21 protein-coding genes are annotated in these 19,558 nt (G+C 64.6%); 5 read left to right on the forward strand and 16 right to left on the reverse strand.

What is annotated here, in order from left to right; all coding sequences use genetic code 11:
• Positions 1–87: 87 nt before the first annotated feature.
• Complete coding sequence (locus ACWGCN_RS09705; protein ID WP_452459137.1) at positions 88–822, reverse strand: LmeA family phospholipid-binding protein; 735 nt, start codon at positions 820–822, stop codon at positions 88–90.
• A 474-nt stretch (positions 823–1,296) separates the two neighbouring features.
• Between ACWGCN_RS09705 and ACWGCN_RS09710 the strand changes: the two genes are divergently transcribed.
• Complete coding sequence (locus tag ACWGCN_RS09710) at positions 1,297–2,457, forward strand: amidohydrolase family protein (RefSeq protein ID WP_378988768.1); 1,161 nt, start codon at positions 1,297–1,299, stop codon at positions 2,455–2,457.
• 108 nt (positions 2,458–2,565) lie between these two features.
• Here ACWGCN_RS09710 and ACWGCN_RS09715 read toward each other — a convergent pair whose 3' ends face one another.
• A complete protein-coding gene (locus tag ACWGCN_RS09715) occupies positions 2,566–3,192 on the reverse strand; it encodes a TetR/AcrR family transcriptional regulator (RefSeq protein ID WP_387442616.1) in 627 nt (208 codons plus the stop codon).
• A 158-nt stretch (positions 3,193–3,350) separates the two neighbouring features.
• On the opposite strand from ACWGCN_RS09715, the gene ACWGCN_RS09720 reads away from it, so the two are divergent.
• Positions 3,351–4,286, forward strand: a complete 936-nt coding sequence (locus tag ACWGCN_RS09720) for a fumarylacetoacetate hydrolase family protein (protein ID WP_452459607.1) — start codon at positions 3,351–3,353, stop codon at positions 4,284–4,286.
• A 235-nt stretch (positions 4,287–4,521) separates the two neighbouring features.
• On the opposite strand, the gene ACWGCN_RS09725 is transcribed toward ACWGCN_RS09720, so the two are convergent.
• From ACWGCN_RS09725 to ACWGCN_RS09775, 11 genes are read right to left on the reverse strand one after another with little or no spacing between them, the layout of a single operon-like run.
• Positions 4,522–5,016 carry a flavin reductase family protein gene (locus ACWGCN_RS09725; RefSeq protein ID WP_387442613.1) on the reverse strand — a complete coding sequence of 165 codons (495 nt, stop codon included), beginning with the start codon at positions 5,014–5,016 and terminating at the stop codon, positions 4,522–4,524.
• Positions 5,013–6,200 (reverse strand): MFS transporter, encoded by a 1,188-nt coding sequence (locus ACWGCN_RS09730; RefSeq protein WP_449967478.1) that lies wholly within the window; start codon positions 6,198–6,200, stop codon positions 5,013–5,015. Before ACWGCN_RS09730 ends, ACWGCN_RS09725 begins: the two co-directional genes overlap by 4 nt.
• On the reverse strand, positions 6,200–7,099 hold the full coding sequence (locus ACWGCN_RS09735; RefSeq protein ID WP_378988760.1) for a formyltransferase family protein: 900 nt from the start codon (positions 7,097–7,099) through the stop codon (positions 6,200–6,202). Before ACWGCN_RS09735 ends, ACWGCN_RS09730 begins: the two co-directional genes overlap by 1 nt.
• Positions 7,096–7,362 (reverse strand): hypothetical protein, encoded by a 267-nt coding sequence (locus ACWGCN_RS09740; protein ID WP_387442606.1) that lies wholly within the window; start codon positions 7,360–7,362, stop codon positions 7,096–7,098. Before ACWGCN_RS09740 ends, ACWGCN_RS09735 begins: the two co-directional genes overlap by 4 nt.
• Complete coding sequence (locus ACWGCN_RS09745) at positions 7,359–8,273, reverse strand: class-II aminoacyl-tRNA synthetase family protein (RefSeq protein ID WP_387442604.1); 915 nt, start codon at positions 8,271–8,273, stop codon at positions 7,359–7,361. The genes ACWGCN_RS09740 and ACWGCN_RS09745 overlap by 4 nt, the downstream gene beginning before the upstream one ends.
• A gap of 2 nt (positions 8,274–8,275) precedes the next feature.
• Positions 8,276–9,439, reverse strand: coding sequence for an acyl-CoA dehydrogenase family protein (locus ACWGCN_RS09750; RefSeq protein WP_387442602.1), 1,164 nt, complete (start codon positions 9,437–9,439; stop codon positions 8,276–8,278).
• On the reverse strand, positions 9,436–9,693 hold the full coding sequence (locus ACWGCN_RS09755; RefSeq protein ID WP_378988751.1) for an acyl carrier protein: 258 nt from the start codon (positions 9,691–9,693) through the stop codon (positions 9,436–9,438). The genes ACWGCN_RS09750 and ACWGCN_RS09755 overlap by 4 nt, the downstream gene beginning before the upstream one ends.
• 26 nt (positions 9,694–9,719) lie before the next feature.
• A complete protein-coding gene (gene acpS, locus ACWGCN_RS09760; RefSeq protein ID WP_378988749.1) occupies positions 9,720–10,121 on the reverse strand; it encodes a holo-ACP synthase in 402 nt (133 codons plus the stop codon).
• Positions 10,118–11,020, reverse strand: a complete 903-nt coding sequence (locus ACWGCN_RS09765) for a hypothetical protein (protein WP_452459606.1) — start codon at positions 11,018–11,020, stop codon at positions 10,118–10,120. The genes acpS and ACWGCN_RS09765 overlap by 4 nt, the downstream gene beginning before the upstream one ends.
• Complete coding sequence (locus ACWGCN_RS09770; RefSeq protein WP_387442597.1) at positions 11,017–13,149, reverse strand: MMPL family transporter; 2,133 nt, start codon at positions 13,147–13,149, stop codon at positions 11,017–11,019. Before ACWGCN_RS09770 ends, ACWGCN_RS09765 begins: the two co-directional genes overlap by 4 nt.
• Positions 13,150–13,155: 6 nt before the next feature.
• Positions 13,156–14,028, reverse strand: a complete 873-nt coding sequence (locus tag ACWGCN_RS09775) for an alpha/beta fold hydrolase (RefSeq protein ID WP_449967222.1) — start codon at positions 14,026–14,028, stop codon at positions 13,156–13,158.
• Between the two features lie 321 nt (positions 14,029–14,349).
• On the opposite strand from ACWGCN_RS09775, the gene ACWGCN_RS09780 reads away from it, so the two are divergent.
• The 3 genes from ACWGCN_RS09780 (at position 14,350) to ACWGCN_RS09790 (ending at position 15,749) form a co-directional block, all read left to right on the forward strand.
• Positions 14,350–14,955, forward strand: a complete 606-nt coding sequence (locus ACWGCN_RS09780) for a hypothetical protein (RefSeq protein WP_452459605.1) — start codon at positions 14,350–14,352, stop codon at positions 14,953–14,955.
• Entirely contained in the window at positions 14,955–15,338 is a 384-nt protein-coding gene (locus ACWGCN_RS09785; RefSeq protein ID WP_452459604.1) for a hypothetical protein, read from the forward strand. Before ACWGCN_RS09780 ends, ACWGCN_RS09785 begins: the two co-directional genes overlap by 1 nt.
• A 195-nt stretch (positions 15,339–15,533) precedes the next feature.
• Positions 15,534–15,749, forward strand: coding sequence for a VOC family protein (locus ACWGCN_RS09790; protein WP_452459603.1), 216 nt, complete (start codon positions 15,534–15,536; stop codon positions 15,747–15,749).
• A gap of 461 nt (positions 15,750–16,210) precedes the next feature.
• On the opposite strand, the gene ACWGCN_RS09795 is transcribed toward ACWGCN_RS09790, so the two are convergent.
• The 3 genes from ACWGCN_RS09795 to ACWGCN_RS09805 all read right to left on the reverse strand — a co-directional run bounded on the left by ACWGCN_RS09795 (position 16,211) and on the right by ACWGCN_RS09805 (position 19,510).
• Complete coding sequence (locus ACWGCN_RS09795; RefSeq protein ID WP_452459602.1) at positions 16,211–17,611, reverse strand: FAD-dependent oxidoreductase; 1,401 nt, start codon at positions 17,609–17,611, stop codon at positions 16,211–16,213.
• Positions 17,612–17,624: 13 nt separating this feature from the next.
• The gene (locus ACWGCN_RS09800) at positions 17,625–18,542 is read right to left on the reverse strand and encodes an AurF N-oxygenase family protein (RefSeq protein WP_378988735.1); all 918 of its coding nucleotides are present in this window, start codon (positions 18,540–18,542) and stop codon (positions 17,625–17,627) included.
• Between the two features lie 137 nt (positions 18,543–18,679).
• Positions 18,680–19,510, reverse strand: coding sequence for a PucR family transcriptional regulator (locus tag ACWGCN_RS09805; RefSeq protein WP_387442586.1), 831 nt, complete (start codon positions 19,508–19,510; stop codon positions 18,680–18,682).
• Between the last annotated feature and the right edge of the window lie 48 nt (positions 19,511–19,558).

Below are 19,558 nucleotides of genomic sequence, written 5' to 3' on the forward strand. Positions count from 1 at the left end.
CCGTCAGCTCGGCAACTTCGTCGCAACCCACCACGTCGATCATCGAGCACCGGCTCTTGGCAGGTCAAGCTATTCCTGATGAAAAGATCAGCACGTGTCGCCGGATACCGGGAGCTCGGTGGCGCCGCCACGGAGTTCGACCCGGATTCCCGTGTCGGCCACGGTCACGGACTCCGGTCGAAGCCCGAGCGGATAGTCGCGCAGGCTCTCCGTGAGCAGGTCGGCGATCTCGTTCGCCAGTTGCGGCGGGACCCCGCGAGAAGAGACGATCTCGACGCGGATCACCCCGTCTTCGATGTAGGGGCGCAGCCGCACCGACACCACGCCGATGACCCCGGTGACATCGACCGTGCCGTCGGCTGCGGACATCCTCACCTCCCCGGCCAGCCCGTGCAGCGTGCGCTGGATCGCCTCGGCGCTCCAGTCGACGCGCGCCTCGGAGCTGCCCACGGTGGCCGAAGCCCCGCCCTGCGCCATCGAGACCTGATGCAGTGTGGCATGGACCGCCATCCCGACCGCCGGACCGAACTGCGCGTCGTCGCCGTCCACGGTCAGCTCGGGAATCCGCTGGTCGATCAGACTGAACACGACGGGTCGCGGACCGAGATCCACGTCCACCGAGGAGCCGAGGTCGTCTCGCAGGCCGGCCGCGAGGCAGCCCTCGATCCGGTTCCGCAGATACAGCTCGACCGACACGATCCCGATCGTCGCCAGCACGAGCGAGACGACCAGGCCGAGAGTGATGCCGCGCGCGATTCGTCGCCGCACACTCCCACCGGGCACGTTGCCGGTGTCGACGGGATCCAGCTCTCGAAGCTTCATCAGTTCTCCTCCAGATTCCCCCTGGCGGGCCGGGGAGACGATCCCGGGCACAATCGCCACACCAACATGGTGATGATGAAATCATCATATCTGACGCAAAGCTCCATGTTGCGTGACGTCGCGCACACGCTTCCTGTCGGAGGTCTGCGGATCGCCTGAGAATTCTCTGGCAGCAATTGACTGACCATGTCGTCATCTATGACGGTCTATAGCAGCAGTGAGCGCCTCCGCCGATGATGCCGGTCGCACTCCCTGCCCAGACCCTCCGGCGGAACGACCTCGGTGCAAGAAGACCGGTTCAGCCACGTATCGCATCGCATCTGATACTTTCATCAGCGATTCGCGCATCGCTTCGCCCGATCAGCTCGATCGAGCACTCCCCACCCCGCAGCCCATCCCCGTTCGGGCGGACTCCGACCGCGCCGAGCGGGACTTCGCGATGCGACCGAAACAACCGAAGGAAAGGACATTCTCGTGAACGAATCCGATACTCCATCGCGCGCCGGCGTGAGCCGCCGCCGCATGCTGGGAGGAGCTGTCGCAGGCACGCTCGGTGTCGCCGCGGCCACGGCTCTCCCCCTCGGTACGTCGACCCGGTTCGGCGCGGCTGGAACCGCCCGCGCCCAGCAGCCCGCTCCGAGCGGTACCTACCGCATCGATCTGCATTCCCACGTCTTGCCACCGGACTACCGCGCGGCACTGCTCTCGCATGGGCACTTCACGATCGGCGGCTATCCCACGCCCCAGTGGTCGCCCGAATCCGCGCTGGAATTCATGGACTACTACGGCATCCAGGCGCAAGCCCTGTCGGTGTCCGATCCCGGCGTCGGTTTCCTGCCCGCGGGTAAGGAAGCCAACGACATGGCCCGATACTGCAACGACTACGTCGCCGGACTCACCAAGCAGCACCCCACCCGCTTCGGTTCCTTCGCCGTCCTGCCCATGCCGGACATCGCCGCCTCGGTCGCCGAGGCGATCTACGCCCTCGACGTCCTGCACGCCGACGGCATCGTCCTGCTGTCCGCCTACAACGGCGTCTATCTGGGCGATCCGCTCTACGAGCCCTTGATGATCGCGCTGAACGACCGCAAGGCCTACGTCTTTGTCCACCCAGCCGCTATCCCGGACGACGCCAAGCCGAAGCTGCCCCTGCCCGACTTCCTCGAAGAGTTCACCTTCGACACCACCCGGGCCGCGACGATGATGATGCTGACCGGCGTCACCCAGCGGTACCCCAACATCCGGTTCCAGCTCTCCCACGCCGGCGGCACCCTGCCTTTCCTGTCCTGGCGGATCGGCGTCGCCTCCGAGACGGCCATCGGCGAGAACTGGCCCGAGGGCCTGGGCAAGCCGTCGCTGCTCGACACGAAGACCCAGATCTCGCGATTCTTCTACGACACGGCTCTCAGTGCCTCCAATGCCGCGATGTCGGCGGTGTCGGCCGTGACCACGCGTGACCACATCGTCTTCGGCTCCGACTGGCCGTTCAGCGCGACCACCCTGCCGCAGTCCGGAACCCACGACCCCGCCCCGGGTCTCAGCGACATCTTCGACGCCGAACAGCGCATGGAAGTCGAGCACCACGCCCCGCTTCGCCAGCTTCCCAGGCTGGCCGCGGCGGTCAACGCGGGCTGATCTCCACGTCTGACCACGGGTCGGGCGCGGGGCTCCCCACGCGCCCGACCCGGGCCGACTTGGACCGACCTACGACCCGGCGGCGGACGCGGAACGTGCCGCCGGAACTCAGATCTCCGGCAAGGCACGTCGACTGATGTCGTGAGCCTCTTCCGCGCCGAGCCCGAGCATGCGCAGGAGGTCTTCGGTCACCTGGTCGACGGCCGCGGCGTCGTCACGGTCCGTCTGCTCGTGCAACAACTGGCCGAGGCGCAGCGCGGCGCCCGACACGATCACCAGCGCGAGTTCGACATCGCGCACCCGGAACCGACCAGCGCGCATACCTATCTCGATATCCCGGCGTGCTCGTGCGGCCACACCCCTGTCCGACCCGGCGTAGACCAGGCCCTCCGCGAGCAGAACCTTGCTGGCGGTGGGTTCACGCCGATGTACCCTGCCCACCAAACGAAAGCTCTGCGCGAAGACGTGCGCCGGGTCTTCGAGGTCTGCCGTCAGTTCGTCCAGCGCACCACCGAGCCGGTCGAGCACCTCCCCTACTGCCACCTGCAGGAGTTGCTCCCGGCTCGAGAAATGGTTGTAGAACGACCCCATGCCGACGTCCGCGGCCTGGGTGATCTCCAGAATGGGCACATTGAGCCTGCCCTGCGCGATGAAGACCTGCGCCGCCGCGACGAGCGCTGCCCGAGTCCGGGCTTTCCGCCGCTCCAGCCGATTGGTGCCGCCAGCGTCATCCATCGTGCCCTCCACACCGAGCCAGTCGATTACCGATCACACAAATGACCACTATCTCATAGTTGATGCTATCCTCCAGATGATCTCAACTGATGCATGCGTCTTAAGTGATGATATCGTCAGTATATGAGCAGCTGATCGGCTAGAAGAAAGTAGCGTTCATGGCACACACCGTTCTCCGTGCGATCGACGGCTGGTGGCTGCTGACCTCTGCGGGCGCGGCCCGGATCGCCACCGACGCCACCACGACCGCCGCACTTCTCGCCGACCGCTCCGCGATCACCCAGGCGGCGCGAACCACCGATCCGGTCCCAGTGCACGAACTCTCGTTGGTCTCCCCGGTCACGGTCCCGTGCCGGGTGGTCGCCCAGATGACGAACTTCGCTTCCCACGTGAAGGATTCCGGCGGAGATCCCGGATCGGTCCCGCTCACCTTCTTCAGGAAGGCATCGGGATCGATCAGTGGCCCCCACGACGAGGTCGTCCGTCCGAGCCACGTGCGACTCTTGGACTACGAAGTCGAAATCGGGTTGGTGTTCGGCAGGGAAATGCCCGTCGGTACCGAGATCGACTCCGACAATCTCGGCGACTACATCGCGGGACTCGTCGTCACCAACGACATCTCCGCGCGCGACGTGCAATTGCCGCAGACCCAGTACTACGAGGGCAAGTCGTATCCGACGTTCACCCCGACGGGACCGGCACTGGTCCTGCTGGAAGCCGACGAACTCGACCGGTTCGTCGACTTGCGGCTACGGCTGTGGGTCAACGGCGAGAAGCGCCAGGACATGACCGTGGCCGACATGATCTACCAACCGCTCGAGACCGTGCGGGCGCTGTCGCGATTCCAGCGGATGAGTGCCGGCGATCTGCTGCTCACCGGCACTCCGGTGGGAACCGCGATCAGCGCTCCACCAAAACCGGTGGAGATCATCGGCGCGATACTGCCACCCAAGATCAAGTGGAAACTGTTCTTCGACCGCCAGGCCAAGAACCCGAAGTACCTGCGCGACGGTGACGTCATCGAAGCGACGGTCGCCACCGATGACGGCGCGATCGATCTCGGAAGACAACATACGACCGTGCGGTACGCGTAGCGATCGCCTTGGGCAAGCACTCCCTATCGGATGGCTCTCGACCGGCCGATCAGCCAGGTCGACCGAGCCGGGTCAGCGCCAGCCTTCGGGGACGTGCCCGAACTCCCACGAAGAATGACTGACCGCTGGGAAAGGCCCTGTTTATCGGACCTCAGCGCCTCCGACCAACGGCCCCCGACCCGACTACCTGCAATCCCGTGTCCACGGAAGGCACATCGGTCGTGGGATCCGAGCCTCAGCCGACAGTGCGGAATCCACGGTCGACATAGACCAATGGAGCCGGTATCGGGTTGGTTCGAGCAACGGTGACCTGCCCGATCAACACCATATGGTCACCTGCCTCGTGTCGATTGACTGCGCGGCAATCGAGGGTAGCCAACGCATCCCCGACCACCAACGCACCGCCAGGCGCGCGTGTGAGTTCGCCACCGGTGAATTTCTCTCCCAGGCTGCCGGCGAACCGGCGGGCGGTGTTCTCCTGGTCCGCAGCGAGAACACTGATCGCGAACCGCTCGACCCGAGCGAAAACGGGATACGAGCGAGCCTTGCGTGCAAGGCAAACCAACAACAGTGGCGGATCGAGCGAGACCGAGCACAACGAACTGGCGGTGAACCCGTAAGGCATGCCGTCCTCGTCCTCGGCGGTGACGACCACGACGCCCGAAGGAAATCGCGACATCGCCAACCGGAAATCGTCAGCGGAGCACTGCTGCTGTTCGGCCGTGGTCACGCGGGTACCTCCTGACGAGTCGTGGAAGGGTTTCGGGTGCTGGCGGCGAACACACCAAGGGCCACCACACTCGCGCCGATCCCCAGCGCTACCACCGCGTGCCAACCGAACTGAGCCCACAACGCCGCGCCCAGCGCCGAACCGGCACTGATACCGGCGAACCGAGTGAAGAAGTACAGCGTGTTGAGTCGGCTGTGGTCGCGGGCTGCCGCGCCGAACAGTGCGGCCTGATTCACGACTTGGTTGCCCCACAATCCGACATCGATGAGTATCGCGCCGAGGACGACTACCGGCCAGCCAGGTGGCCCCGCAATGACGAGCCAGCCCACGACGAGCATGCTGATCAAAGCCGTCTGGGTCAGGCGAACCCCGTGCTGGTCCGCGATGCGACCGGCGACCGGCGAAGCCAGTGCACTCACCGCGGCGATCATTCCGAAGGCTCCCAAAGCCGCCGAGCCGAACCCGAATTCGGAATGGAGCTCGAAGGTGATCGTGCTCCAGAAGGCGCCGAAGGCGATCCCGACCAGGCCACCCGAAACGCAGATTCCCGCGACGGCGGGCCTGCGAATCAGCACGGCCATCGAGCGCATCAGCTGCGGATAGGTCAACGATTCGGTCGATTGTGCGGTGGAGGGCAGCGCCCGCAGGAGCAGTACCGTCACCACGATCATGGCCGCCAGCGAGCACCAGTATGCGCTGCGCCAGCCCACCCATTCGGCCATAGCTCCCGCGTAGGCACGGGAGCAGACGATGCCGATGAGCAGACCTGCTTGCAGGATTCCGACCGTCCGGCCCCGCGCTGCGTCGCCGCCGAGCAGCACGGCCAGCGGGATCACGACTTGCGGGATCGGGGTGAACAGGCCGACCAGGAAGCCCGCGACCACCAGTGCCGTGATCGACGGTGCCAACGCGGAGCAGACGAGTGCGGCGCCCGTCAGTCCCATCATTGTCAGGATCAGGGGCCGTCGGTCCCTGATGTCACCCAACGGCACCAGCAGCAAGATGCCGAGGGCATAGCCGATCTGAGTTGCCGAGAGCACAAGGCTCGTGGTCTCGGCCGTCGCGCCCAGATCGGCGCCGATCTGCGGCAGCAACGGTTGTGTGAGATAGATGTTGGACGAAGTCACTCCGCAGGTGATCGCCAACAGCACAGTCAACCACCGTGACACACCGTTCCCGTTCATCACCCGGTGACCGGATCCGGATCCACCGCGACACCGGGCACGACGGTGAACTCGGCGTCGAGCGGGCCCTTGCTGCGATAGACCGCGAGCGTGTCCCGCAACGCGGTCAAGGAGATGCCGCGTTGCGAGCCCGCGGCGATCTGTGCGCGCTCGGGATGGGAGAAGTAACTTCCGCCGCTCTGGTGTCTGCCCGCCGCGATCGCGCCCGGTAGGTCGGCGAGCACGGCCGAGAGCAGTTCGGTTCCGCTGCGGTTCACGACGTCGTCCTGATAGATGACGGACCGGCCCGCGTCAGGGACAGCCAACTGGCCGATGATCGGGCCCGCGTCGATCTGTTCGTCCTCGATCAGATGCGCGGTGATTCCGAAGGTTCGGTCGTTCTCGATGGCCGAGAACAGCACCGGCCACAACCCGCGGCACACCGGCAGCGGAGCTGCGTGCAGGTTGACCACGCCGTGGGCAGGCAGATCGATGACCCGCTGCTTCAGGATCTGGTCGAACCAGTAGATGACGATCAGATCGATGCCTTCGGCACGCATCGCCTCGATCACGTCCGCGCCGTTGACATTCTGCGAATGAACATGGCGCAGGTCGTTGCGCTCGCACAGTTCCGCCACCGAGAGGCGGTCGCGTTCGCTGCCGGTCACCGCCGAGCGAACCCTGTCGAAGCTCAGCCATGCGTTGTAGAACTGGAACGACGACAGCAGGTAGCCCGCGAAGCCGAGCCCGGAGCGGCGAATGTGCTGGACGGCCTGTTGGGCGGCACTCCCCCGGGCCGGGCGGGTGACGTCGGAGGTGACGATCATCCTCACCTCCGGGTGGCGCGCCACGATTTCCGCCATGGCTGCCCCGGTCTGCGCGCACTCGACGGTGAACAGCGCGATCCGGTATTCGCTCATCGCGCACCAGCTTTCTGTAGTTGGGTGTGGATGTAGTCGGCGAGCGCGTCGAAGGACGCGGTGGTGTCGGGAGCCATGTCGTCGTCCCACTCGACGCCGAGTGTGTCTTCGAGCTCGACCATGAATGCCAGCAGTTTCATGCTGGTCAGCTTCAGCGCACGGATGCTCTGAGGGCCGGTGGTGTCGACGTTCGCGGGCACCGCACCGTCGGTGACCTCGCGCAGTACTTCGACGAGACGGTTGACGAGTTCTGTGTGGGTCACGCGGCGTCCAGTCGCAGCGCGGCGCGCACGACGGCAGGCCAGGTCGACGGGTTGGTGCCGTGCGCGTGGATCAAGGCGAGAGCGATCCGTTCGAGTCCGAAGGCCGCACAGGCGGTGTGGGCAGGTTCGCCGGCGACGGTGATGTCGAACGGTTCGCCGAAGTGCTCCTTGTGGCAGTTGGCACTGGCGACCGCTTGCACGAGTCCGTCTCCGACGGCGACGCACTGCTCGTATTTGAGCTCCTGTTCCTTCTGTGTGGCGCTCATCAGTCGACCCGCCGCGCCGAAGAACGGATCACTGGCGGGAACCACCGACACCTCGAGACCCAACGATTCCAGCCAAACACGCTGCCGCTGGACCCATTCGTCGCGCCAGGCGGTGCAGTCGTCGGCACCGGCGATACGCACGAATTCGCGCATCCGGAAGCTGCGCAGCCGACCGAGTTCGTGAGTGCCCTCCTGCCGATAGCAGTGTGCTTCGGCGGTGAGCACGGTCGGTGCGTCGAGGTCCTGGCCCTCGAACAGCGGGTAGACGTGATAGCAGGTGGCAGGCAGTACGCACAGATCGCTGATCTGCTGGTCGTCATGCCAGTGGCCGGCCTCGGCCGTCCGAGCGGCATCCAACTCGCGCCACCGCTTGGCCGAGCCGGTGAACGAGTGGATGGTGCCGAGCAGATCGGGGAAGGTGTCGACATAGCCGACACGTTCGAGCAGCGATCGCGAAATCACCGGCGGCACCGCCAGTGGCGTCGGCTGCTGGGGAGCGGCGAGTTCGAGCAGCGCGGCGCGCATGCCGGAGATGATGGTGTCGAAGGCATGGTTGGTCACGCTGACACCCGGTGTTTCCGAGGCGATCAGCACGGCGTCGGGGGACGCCAGCAGGGTGTTCGGGGAGATGGTTTCGATGCTCATGGTCATCCTCGCTTCAGCAGGGCAAGTTGGGTATTGGTGGCGATGAGCCGCTCGTTGCCGATCATCAGCCGTGCGGAGTACAGGTCACGCAGGTGACGAGCGACTGACAGCGGGCCCGCTTCGGCGTAGCCGGCCATCCCGCAGATCTCGAGGGCGAGTTCGACGACATCGACCGATCCTCGGGAGACGAGCACCTTCAGGTCGTTGAATTGCATGGTCAACCCAGGCCCACCGAGGGTGTCCAGCGCCGCTGGGTCATCCCAGATCGGGGCATACCGGCGGACCGAATCGGCCAGCAACGCTTCGAGTTGGGTCAGGATTCGGGCCGCATCGGCCAGTCGCACATCGGTGGTTCCGCGTTTGCGGACCGCGGTTTGGGCGCGTTTGAAGGCATCGGCGGCGACGCCGATCCATACCGCGGCCCACAGGATGTGTGAATGGGGCACCATCGTGGCTGCCGCGATCGTGTCGAACCCGGCGGGCAGCACATGCGAAGCAGGAACCACGGCGTTGAAAGTAAAAGCAGGACTACAGGTTCCGCGCATGCCCATCGGATTCCACCCGGGTCCGGTCGGGACGAGCTCGCTCGACGAGGCATCGGCCAGAACCGCCACCTGGTCACCCGCGTCCGCGTCGGCACGGCGGCGTGCGGTCACCAGGTAGGCACCGGCGTGCGCACCGTAGGACACGGTGGGCGCTTTCTTCCTCAGCGCGGCGCGATCACCGTCGAATTCGACCGCGGCCGTCGAGGTGCGCAAGCTACCACCCACACCGACCTCGGAGGTGATCGAGGCGACGAGCGTGCCGTCGGTGACGTAGCGGGTCAGGGTGGCGACGAGTTCGGTACCGTCACCGTGGTGGCGTGCAATGCAGGCGATTTGGACTTGGTGCATCGCCCACACCATCGCCGATGCCGAGCACCCGCGGCCCAGTTCCTTCGCGACGCCGACTTGCTCGTTCAGCGACAGCTCTGCTCCGCCGTACCGACGTGCGACGGCCGCGCCTAGCAATCCTGCCTCGTGGATCGCCGCGACGGATTCGGCGGGAAACACCGCTTCCCGGTCGACGGTGGCGGCATGTGCGGAAAGCACCTGTGCTGCAACTGTCTTCGCGACCCTGATCGGGTCGCCGATCGTCATCGGCTCACGACCGACCGTGGTCGTCATGCCGACACCATCGTGTCGTCGTCGATCTGAGTCCGCACCGCGGCGGCGATCGAAGCGACAGAGGTGAATGTCGCTCGGGTAAGCAGCGCTTCGGGAAACTCGATGTCGAATTCGTCCTCGACGGCCATCATGACGTTCACGCTGTGCACCGAACTCATGCCGGCCGCCCACAGATCGGTGTCGGTACCGATGATGGTCCCGGCCGCGCCGAGCGAAGTGTGGGCCAGTACGAGCGAAGTGATGCGTTCTTCCATCGCTGTCCTCCTGTGGTTCTCGTAGTTCAGAGGGGGTCGATCGTGGTGGTGAATTGCAGGGCGACCATCGCGATCGCGTAGTCGCCGTCGTGGCTGAGGCTGACCGAGCCACCGACACACCCGTGCGCCAGTGCTGCGGCCCTGGTGTGCTCGTGTAACCGCAGCATCGGCCGGCCGTCGTCGTGGCTGACGGTCTCGATCTCGCGCCAGCGCAGCGTCGGTAGCGCTGAGGCCAGCGCCTTGAACGTGGCCTCCTTCGCCGCGAACCGGGCTGCCAGCGACGCGGTACCCGCAGTGCCTTGTGCGGCGCAGTAGGCGCGTTCGGTATCGGTGAAGACCCGGTACAGGAATCGCTGTCCGTGGCGGGCCAGCACCTGCTCGAACTGCGGTTGATGGACCAGGTCGACGCCGACTTGCGCGAAGCTCACGTGCGGATGCGGTCAGCGGCCAGATAGTCGGTGAGCATGGCGTTGAATGCCGTTTCGCGACCGTGCAATTCGGTGAGCAGTCGAGCCAATCGCGCCGGGCGCGGTGCCGCGTTACCCGAGGCGATCTCTCTGGCCATGGTGTGCGCCAGATACCAGCGTCGCGACAGTCCTGCCAATGCTTTGGCCACATCGGGAGCCCACGACCGGTCCAGGCCACCGACCAATTGCCCGAGCACGAGCCGTTCGGCGGCGACATCGGCGACATCGGCGACGCCGTCACCAGCTTCCACGTCCACCGCGAAAGCGGCGGCGATGCCGAGTTCGCCGCGGTGAGCCGCGACTTCGGTAGCCAGCAGCTCGATGATCTCGGCTTGATCAGCGGGCCGACCGGCGAGGCCGGAGCAGACAATCGATACGCCTGCTCCAGCCTCGCTCATCCGCGACGCGGCGTAGGCGGCCAGGTTCATCCGCCGCGGTTGTGGATGGTTCATGGCATCGGCAACGACCACGTAGTCGTCATGATGTTCGAGCACGGCAACGGCATGGGTGAGGTGCTCGAGATTCTCATACGGCGACGGGATGTCGAACGAATCCAGCCCAACGATCAGATCGCTTGTCGCAGCGAGGCTCTCGCGCTCGAATCGGATCGCGTCCGACCAATCGGTATGGTGATGCGAGTTCAGCGACAAGCCGGTCACCCGTGCGGTGTTGGCCACCGTGCGCTCGCCACCGGTGAGCCGAGTCGCACTCCGGCGCCCGAATCCGAGCGCCGGGCCGAGTGCACTCAGCGGTTCGGCGACACCCCGTTTGCCGAGGATGTTCGCCAGTGCCTGCAGGAAGCACGTGGCGAACGGGGTGTCGCCCTGCATGGTCAGCCCACCGCCCAACGCCCCGATCATTCCGATGCCTCCTGCAGTACCCGAATCTTGCGCAGCGGCGCCGGGAAGTACCAGTTCCAGCGGCCGAGCATGGTCATCGTGGCGGGGACGAGGATCAACCGGGTGATCGTGGCGTCGACCGCGACCGCGACAGCGCAGGCGATGCCGAGCTGCTGCACCACCGGAATACCGGTCACCCCGAAGGCGGCGAATACCGCGATCATGATCACCGCGGCGCTGGAGATGACGCCGGCGGTGCTCCCGACGCCTTCGGCGACCGCACGCCGATCGTCACCGGTGGCTTCCCACCGTTCCCGGATACGAGACAGCAGAAACACTTCGTAGTCCATCGAGAGGCCGAAAACGACAGCCAGGACCAGCGGTAGCGCCAGGCTCTGCACGTGTCCCAGCGGCTCGATGCCGGTCAGGTCCTTCAACCAGCCCCATTGGAACAGTGCGACGATCACACCGAATCCCGCGCCCACCGAGAGCATGTTGGTGACAATCGCTTTGAGCGGAAGCACCAGACTGCGCAGCAGCAAGGCCAACAGCAGATACGACAGCACCAGCACGAGAGCTGCCACCATCGGCAGCCGCTCACGAACGAGATCGATCAGGTCGACGCCGCCGGCGCCGGCGCCACCGACAGCGACCTGTGCGGTGCTCTCGATTCCGGTGGCGGGAACGATCTCGGAGCGCAGCGATCGCACAAAGGCGCGCGCGGCATCGCTCTCGTAGTCGGCGCGCAGCACGACAGCCAGCACACGGATGTCACCTTCGGCGCCGATAACCTCTGCCGATTCGACCAAGGAGTCAGCGCGCAGGGCAACAGCCAGTCGTCCGGTGTCGGCATCGACCGCACCCCCCTCGCGGGCTTGCAGGGTGATGACGACAGGCGCGTCAGCACCCGGCCCGAGCAGCCGGTGCGCGGTTTCAGCGGCCTGGCGTGCCGAATTCTGCCCCGGCAGCTGACGCAAGGTGTCATCGCCCATCCGCAAGGACAAGACCGGCGCGATGAGCAGCGCGAGAACGCCGAGCGCGAGAACCGTCGCAATGACCGGTCGTTCGACGACACGGACAGTCCAGCGGTACCAGAAGGTTGATTCCAGGGGTCGTTCGACCGCGCCGGCCTTGACTCGGCCGATCCGGGTGGCGAGCAGCTCGAGCAGCACAGGCAGCAACGTGACAGTCACCAGTACAGCAACGCAGACCACCAGCACCGCGCCGAGCGCCATGGAACGCAATGCCGCGTTGTCGATGATGAACACACTGCTCAGTGCCGCGACAACCGTCGCGCCGCTGGCTACCACCGCCATCCCCGACGTGCGCATACTGATGGCGCGAGCTTCCGCTACGCTCGCTCCGCCTCGCAGTTCCTCCCGGAACCGCACCACGACGAACAGCGCGTAATCCACCGCGACGCCGAGGCCGATCATCGACGACATGTTCACCGCGAAAACAGACATCAGCGCGTGTTGGGAGATCAGGTAGATCGCCGCACCAGTGACCGCCAAGCTGACGCCCGCGATCACCAGCGGCAGTGCCGCGGCCGCCAACGAGCCGAAGATGACCAGCAACATGATCAGAAGGACCGGCATGCCGATCATCTCGGCCTGTTTCAGACCGCTTTCGGAGACGTCGTGCAGCGCCGCCGCCTGGGCTCCGCGCCCGGCGACCTGAGTCCGGCAACCCTGCTCGCCCGACGACTCATCGAAATGATGGGTGAGGTCGCGACCCGCGTCGATCGCACCGTTCCATCCAGTCGCCACATGCAGTGGAATCGCCAGTTCACGGCGCCCCGCCGCGGCAGCCTGTTGCGCCGCGACCGCCGCGGTCGCGGGCACCGAGACGGCGCTGCCACCAGCGCCGACCTGGGCCAGTGACCGCTCCAGTTGCCTGCCCGTCGATTCCGGGGCGACGTCGCTGTCGCACCGGATGACCAGCAGCAGCTGTTCCTGGGACAAGGCCGGGAACTTCTCGGCAACCAGTTGCTGAACCTGCTGGGATCCGCTGCCCGGAACCTCGTAGCCGCCGGCAGTGAGCCGGTCGGACTGGTGCAGCATCAGCGGCAACGCGGCCGCGACCAGCAGCAGCCATGCCGCGACGACCCACCAGCGGTACGCGCCGGTGAGCTGAATCAGTTTCCTCACCTGCGGCTACTTCGCCCGAGCTTCGGTGGCGGCGACGAATCCCGCGACCGAGGACTGGAATCGGTCGGTAGCCTCGAAGAACGGCAGATGGCCACAGCCTTCGATGATGTCGACACTGGCCTCAGGCAGGATTTCCGCCAAGGCGTGCAGCGAGGCAGGGCTGTTGCAGAAGTCGTCGTCGCCATTGAGAAGCAGTGCGGGCGCGGTGATCGAGCGCAACAGATCCGCGTCATCGCTCGCATCGATCGACTCACGCAAGTTCTCGGCGAGCTGCTCGGCAGTGTTCATCGCCAAGAAGCGCTCACGCAGCGCCAGGTAAGTGGCGTTGCCGCCGAGCGCGAGCATCTTGTCGCCGAACACCAACGGATAGATCTGATCGAAAAGTGCTCGCGGACCGCCGGTTTCGACAGAGGCCAACCAGGACTTCGCGATACGACGACGACGATTGGAGCCCCACGGGCTCAGCGGCGTGCCGATCAGCACCAGCCCGGCGACACGATCAGGGTGTGCCACCGCGAAATCACGACAGATCAACGTCGAGATGGATGTACCGACCAGGTAGGTCTTCTCGATCCCGAGGTGATCGAGCAGCGACAGCAGATCGTCGGTGTGTTGACCGAAGCCGAGCGCGGCATCGCCGGAAGTTCCCTGATTACGCAGGTCGTAGGTGAGGACCTGGTGGTCTTGCACAAGATTGCCGGTAAAGGCACGCCACGCCGTACTCACCACGTAGATCGTGGACACGAAGGTAATGCTGGGGCCCTGCCCCTCGACCTCGTAGTACAGCTCGCAACCATCGGCCGTGCGATGGACCGGGCTACCCTCCCGATAGCTCAAATCCACCGCTTCGATGCGGTCAGCTTCCATCATGTTGCTCATCTGCATGCCCCTTGCGCACAGCAAAGCAGAGGCGCACAGCGCCTCCACTTCGACCTGAGAAAGTAGAGACCCCACCCCGGGGTTCCACGTGTCATCGAATTCAGGAATCCAACTGACCCAACGGTTTACGCCGTTGAAGCCCGGCCACAGTCGGCCGTCATCCCCCGTTACCGATCTGCCCCTCAGTAACGCCTGTGACTTTACGTCACAGATATTGAAACCCGCAACGCGACAACACCGTGCCCGCCCTCACACTCGATGCCGTAGCAGATCCATCGTGATGACAGTCTCAGCAACGAACATCAAGCGTCAGATCTCGACATGGCTGATTGCCATGGTCTTCCCACGCAAACACGAAACTCTCACTCCCCAAACAGGCCGCCGCGGCGGGGATCCGGATCGCGTCATCGTCGCCGCACCGACCCCGATGGTTTCGCCGAATCCTGGACCTACGACCGCGAAAACAACCACCTCGCCCACACCAACCGCAACGGCGGCACCACTCGCTACACCTACGGCGGGTTCGACAAGATCGCGACCCGAACCGACCCTGACGGCTCAACCACCCGATATCTGTACAACTCCGAACGCCAACTGACGGCCGTCATCAACCCCCTCGGCCAACGCTGGACCTACCAGTACGACCTTGCCGGCCGCCTGACCGCTGAAACCGACTACACCGGCGCCACGACAGCATTCACCCCCGGCGAACACACGAACCTGCACCCCCGCACGGGACTTCACGACCGGAACCGGATCGGATCCGAAGACGGAACCCGCAGCATCAGGCTCGGAAATCATGAAATGAGCAGCGAGCCAACCAAATTTCACTACCACGAAGAAACATGGACCTACAATCCATCCGCAAACGCGTGGCACCTCGACAACCGAGTTGTCCGAGTGCCCTTCCCGAAGGGAACATGGTGATGCTGGTTACCCTGCTGACCGACATGCCGACCGGCACATCGGGACTGGTCAGATCACGCAGCGGCGACTGGCCCGCAGTGTGGGCCGGACGGAACCCCGGAGTAGCGGGCGTCCAGTACGACGTGGAGATCGAACTGGGCGACGAGGTCTCAGAAATTCATGTTTATGATTCCGATGCACCTGAAGAGGGAATCTATCTGAAGGATGGTCAACTCATGGTTTGTGGTACAGTCACAACCATTTTCGACGACGGAATCGTTGCACTTGACCTTAAATCCGGAAACCTTCTAATCGAAGCCAGCAATCCACTCCCCACACTCCGTGTCGGTCAAGTAGCTTGCGCTTCTCCCAGCGAAATATCCTTATTCCCAACCGACATCTGAGCCTCACTCCATGGGATGGGGGTGCCGGACTGGTCAGCACGCCGGCAGTGATCGAGGGTTCACCGATGCATGTCGAGGCGGTCGGAGCCTGCCAGCGAGAATGACAGAACTCGGCGCCCGCGTTGATCCCAGGGGTTCCGCATGCATCTTCGTGAATCAGCCTCCCGTCCAAGCAAAGCCGCCTACGTTGATGCCGTGAGCCACCGCAGCCGCCTGTGCCACATCGTCATCGACGCCGACGACCTCGACGCCGAAGTCCACACACTCGAAGCACTCGGAGCCATCCGCTACGATCACCAACGCGAGCGCCGATTCGAATTCTGGATCCTGCAAGACCCCTGGAAGAACGAATTCTGCTTGCTGCACACCGAATTCCCCACACTGCTGTCCCAGCGGCCGACATGGACCTAGCAGCTCGCACCGAAATCGAAGACGCCCGTCCGCGCGACATCGGCAAAGATCAGGGTTCACCGCGTACCGAGGGGCACACGATTTGAGCGAGATCGCACTCGATCCGATCGCGAGCACGCGAGAGCTCGACCGGGTGATGTGGGTCCAGTCGCGCGGGCTATGGGACCTGCGGACTAGTTCGAGAACCCGGCATCGGCTCAGCAATGAATGCCCTCGAGCGCGGAAGCGCCCTGCCGATCGTCCCGGATCTGCCCGTTACCACGATCATTGAGATTCTCCTTGCCATAGCGGGCAGTAAATCAGCCCCCAGTCTGTGGACCCCCAACTCAGGACAGGACAAATGCCCGCCGGCTGCGATCCGATCGCTGCCCCGCCGAGGTCACGATGCCGACGCGGTAGCTGCCCGCGAGGGCGCCGAGGACGCGCTTCGACCTCATCTGCCACTGTTCCCGCCAGGTCAGCTAGCCATTGTCCGCCACGATCATGTCGACTGTTTGTGCTGCACAACGCCGGTTCTCGCCCACCCCACCGCGCCCGCCACGCTTTGCCCAGCCGACGACGTAGAGCCCCTCGATCGGCTCACCACTCACCGGCGAGACGACCCGGCCATGATGGTTGTCGACAGCGCCGTCGGATCTCAACGCAACACCCGGCAACGGTTCACAGGTGAACCCCGACGCCATGATGACCGAATCGGCGGTGACGACGTTTCCTGCCGCGGTCTTCAGTCGGACTCGACCTCCGGCGGCGACCTTGTCTGTGTCGAGGCGAATGCGGCCCTCAGCCGTTGTCAGCGCGGTCACTTCCTGTCCGAAGATCAGCTCGACCGACAGCCGCGCTGAGCGCGTCGGCGCACTGCCCTCTCGCGCGAATGCGGATAGCAGGCGGGCGAGTGGATTCTTCGAGTCGACACCGATCCGCGTCCCACCGGTGTCGACAGAGATATCGACATCGAGCTGGCTCAGTTCGTGCAGCGCTGAGAAGGTGAATGAGGGCTGAGACGCCGACGAACGTGCGACGATGACCACCCGGCTGATCGGCGCGCCTGCCCGAGTAAGGATCCGTCGCTTGGCGATGGTCGTGGCGATATCCAGCGCGACATTCCCGCCACCGACGATCACCGCGGTCGGTCCGGCCAACAGCCCGACCGGTCCGGTGCCGTCTGTTTGTGCGGCGTAGGCGGCGGCCAGCACATCGATGGCTTGATGGACATCCGTGGTTGCCGCCGCGGCGATCTCTCGCGGCCGAGTGGCTCCGTGTGCCAGAACCACCGCGTCGTATCGCTTCAGAAGCGATTGCATCGTCACCTCGACACCGACACGGGTATCGAACCGGGTCTCCACCCTGGGGTCGGCGAACGGCACATCGAACAAACGGGCCATCTGCCGGATCCCCTGCTGATCTGGTGAGACCGCGGTCCGCAGCAGCCCGCCAAAGTGAGAGCTCTGTTCGAACACTGTTATCTGCACAGAGCTGGAGCGTTGCAGCAGCTCGCGCACCGTGTACATCGCGGCCGATCCGGCGCCGACGATCGCGACGCGAATCGGGCCCGAGCCCAAGGCTGTCGGGATCGCCGGTGTAGTGATGCGCGGTGATCGCGATGTCGCGAGCAGGTCGAAATACACGCCGCTTTGCTCGGCGTACGTCTGCTCGGTCTCGGTCAGCGCCGTGTCGGGCTTGATGGCTTGTGCCGGGCACGCATCGACACACGCCGAGCAGTCGATGCACGCGGCAGGGTCGATATACAGATGCTCGACGAGCTCGAATTCCGGTTCGCCGGGTGCGGGATGGATGCAGTTCTGCGGGCAGACCTGCAGGCAGGACCCGTCTTTGCAACAGTGCCCGAGAATCACGAAACTCACTGCGGGTCGCCTTTCACAGCAGGTTCGACTTGCGGTAGATGGTGCGTGCGACCGTATTCAGCAGTCCTTCGCGGGCGAGGAACTCCACCAGGGGTGCAGTCGCCCGGCGGAACATCATGCGATGCTGCTCGTTTCGGTCGATGTCGTCCTTCACCGCACGCCAGTCGAGCCCGAGATCCAGGTAGACTTTCTTGTTGACCAAGCCTCTGGCGATGACGTGCGCGCCCACGGCGATCAGAACAGCACTGACATTGCGACGAACCGACGAGACACTGCGCAGGTGATCTCGGATCTTCTGGCGCGCGAAGCTCATGTGACGCGATTCCTCTACTACGTGCACGTGTGAACTGCGTCGGACCGCGGGAGCAACTCGGTCGTCGATCGACCAGTCGCGTTGCATCACATCGAAGATCTCCTCGCCCGCCAGGACGATTCCGTAGGCGACCTCTCCCCAGGCGAAGGTGCGAAACAACCAACCAACGACGACAAGCAGACGATCCAGGGGGCTGTGGCGCTCACCGAGGCGTTCGATCGCAGCGACGAACATCAGCGAGTGCAGGTTCTCGTCGGCGCATTCGTTGAACAAGAACTTCACATCCGCACGTGTCGGGTCGACGCTGTGATTGCGGCGGAGCAGAACGATCTGCAGTGCGACTTCCAGCCAGATCGCCACGCCGAGAAAGTGAGAGACCTCGCGTCGGGTCAGCTGCATCCGCTCGGTCTCGGCCATCCGATTCCAGGTCGGTGTTCCATAGAGCGGGGACCATTCCGGCGTCATCCCATACCAGTCAAGATCGATGTGGGCGTCGGTTGAGTCGTTGCGTAGGTCGAACGAGAGCCGTTTCGCGGACTCGAAGAGTTCTCCGTACAGGGGTGTGGAATCTTCTGGCGTGGGCATATCAAACTCTCCAAATCGACGCCCGTGCAGCATGGTTCGCGTGCACGACTATCCGAGGACTCGGGTGCGTCAGTTCCAACGGTGATTTCGGCTCGTTAGTTCGTCATCCGACGGGTATGTATACGGCCGATCGGTACATCTCGTGCACCACGAGCAAAACCTGGCGAACGTCAGCGAATGTCAGGACCGTCGTGGTGGACATGTTCGGCTCGAACGAATGTCCACGCGGTCAATGCAGTGAACAGTCGCCAGTGAGAGGCATGCGTTCCGGGCAGGCCGGTCAGGGCCAAGATCCGGCGCATGCGGTAGTCGACGGTGTTGGGATGTATGCACAATCGACGGGCACTTCTTTTGCGATCGAATCCCTGGCGAACAAGCACCTCCAAGGTCTGCAGCAGCTCTGGGTGCTCATCGAGAGGCTTTAGAAGCGACATTAGGTGGTCGCGCCCAGGTCCAGGGCGCGTGACCTGGTACTCCACAGCCAGTTCTCCCAGCCTGTAGAGCTGCGGCTCCTTGCGGAGGCGGATGGCGAGGTCGAGTAATTCGTGAGCGGTCCCGGCCGCTTCCGAGATCGAGGCGGTCGCGGACTCGACGGCGACCGTAGTGGTGGCCTTTCGCGCGGCCGCAGACAACAAGGCGGGCAGGTCACCGATCCGACGACCCAGGTCCGAGGAAGCAGGAATCAGGATCGTGCCGTAACCCGGGCCCAAGAGTGCCGGTACCGGAAACCCGCATTCGGCCGCCAGGCATCGGCGGATGTCGTCCAACCGAGCCTCGGGGATCGCGGTCGCCCGATCGGTCAGGGCCGCGTCCGGCGGTGGGGAGAATCCGGCAGCGACGACGACGAACGTGTTGGCGGTGGGGATCTGGAAGTGTCGGGCGATCGATAGGTTGATGCGGCTGCCGGACAGCAGCGACATCGCGAACTCGTTGAGTGCGGCAGCTGTGGCGCTGTCTTCCGAGTGCATAGGTGCACGGAGGTTGTCATCGATTGTCAGCATCAGATCTCCAGTCGCGCGTCACGTCCGGTCCCGGGCCCCGCTACGGGA

Source organism: Nocardia sp. NPDC055050, from assembly GCF_053608345.1.

Coding starts and splice junctions, on each gene's coding strand:
- ACWGCN_RS09780 (WP_452459605.1), top strand. CDS start 14,350: ATGGCTGATTGCCATGGTCTTCCCACGCAAACACGAAACTCTCACTCC.
- ACWGCN_RS09800 (WP_378988735.1), bottom strand. CDS start 18,542: ATGCTGCACGGGCGTCGATTTGGAGAGTTTGATATGCCCACGCCAGAA.
- ACWGCN_RS09775 (WP_449967222.1), bottom strand. CDS start 14,028: ATGAGCAACATGATGGAAGCTGACCGCATCGAAGCGGTGGATTTGAGC.
- ACWGCN_RS09755 (WP_378988751.1), bottom strand. CDS start 9,693: ATGGAAGAACGCATCACTTCGCTCGTACTGGCCCACACTTCGCTCGGC.
- ACWGCN_RS09745 (WP_387442604.1), bottom strand. CDS start 8,273: ATGAGCATCGAAACCATCTCCCCGAACACCCTGCTGGCGTCCCCCGAC.
- ACWGCN_RS09730 (WP_449967478.1), bottom strand. CDS start 6,200: ATGAACGGGAACGGTGTGTCACGGTGGTTGACTGTGCTGTTGGCGATC.
- ACWGCN_RS09750 (WP_387442602.1), bottom strand. CDS start 9,439: ATGACGACCACGGTCGGTCGTGAGCCGATGACGATCGGCGACCCGATC.
- ACWGCN_RS09805 (WP_387442586.1), bottom strand. CDS start 19,510: ATGCTGACAATCGATGACAACCTCCGTGCACCTATGCACTCGGAAGAC.
- ACWGCN_RS09735 (WP_378988760.1), bottom strand. CDS start 7,099: ATGAGCGAATACCGGATCGCGCTGTTCACCGTCGAGTGCGCGCAGACC.
- ACWGCN_RS09705 (WP_452459137.1), bottom strand. CDS start 822: ATGAAGCTTCGAGAGCTGGATCCCGTCGACACCGGCAACGTGCCCGGT.
- ACWGCN_RS09785 (WP_452459604.1), top strand. CDS start 14,955: ATGCTGGTTACCCTGCTGACCGACATGCCGACCGGCACATCGGGACTG.
- ACWGCN_RS09720 (WP_452459607.1), top strand. CDS start 3,351: ATGGCACACACCGTTCTCCGTGCGATCGACGGCTGGTGGCTGCTGACC.
- ACWGCN_RS09765 (WP_452459606.1), bottom strand. CDS start 11,020: ATGATCGGGGCGTTGGGCGGTGGGCTGACCATGCAGGGCGACACCCCG.
- ACWGCN_RS09715 (WP_387442616.1), bottom strand. CDS start 3,192: ATGGATGACGCTGGCGGCACCAATCGGCTGGAGCGGCGGAAAGCCCGG.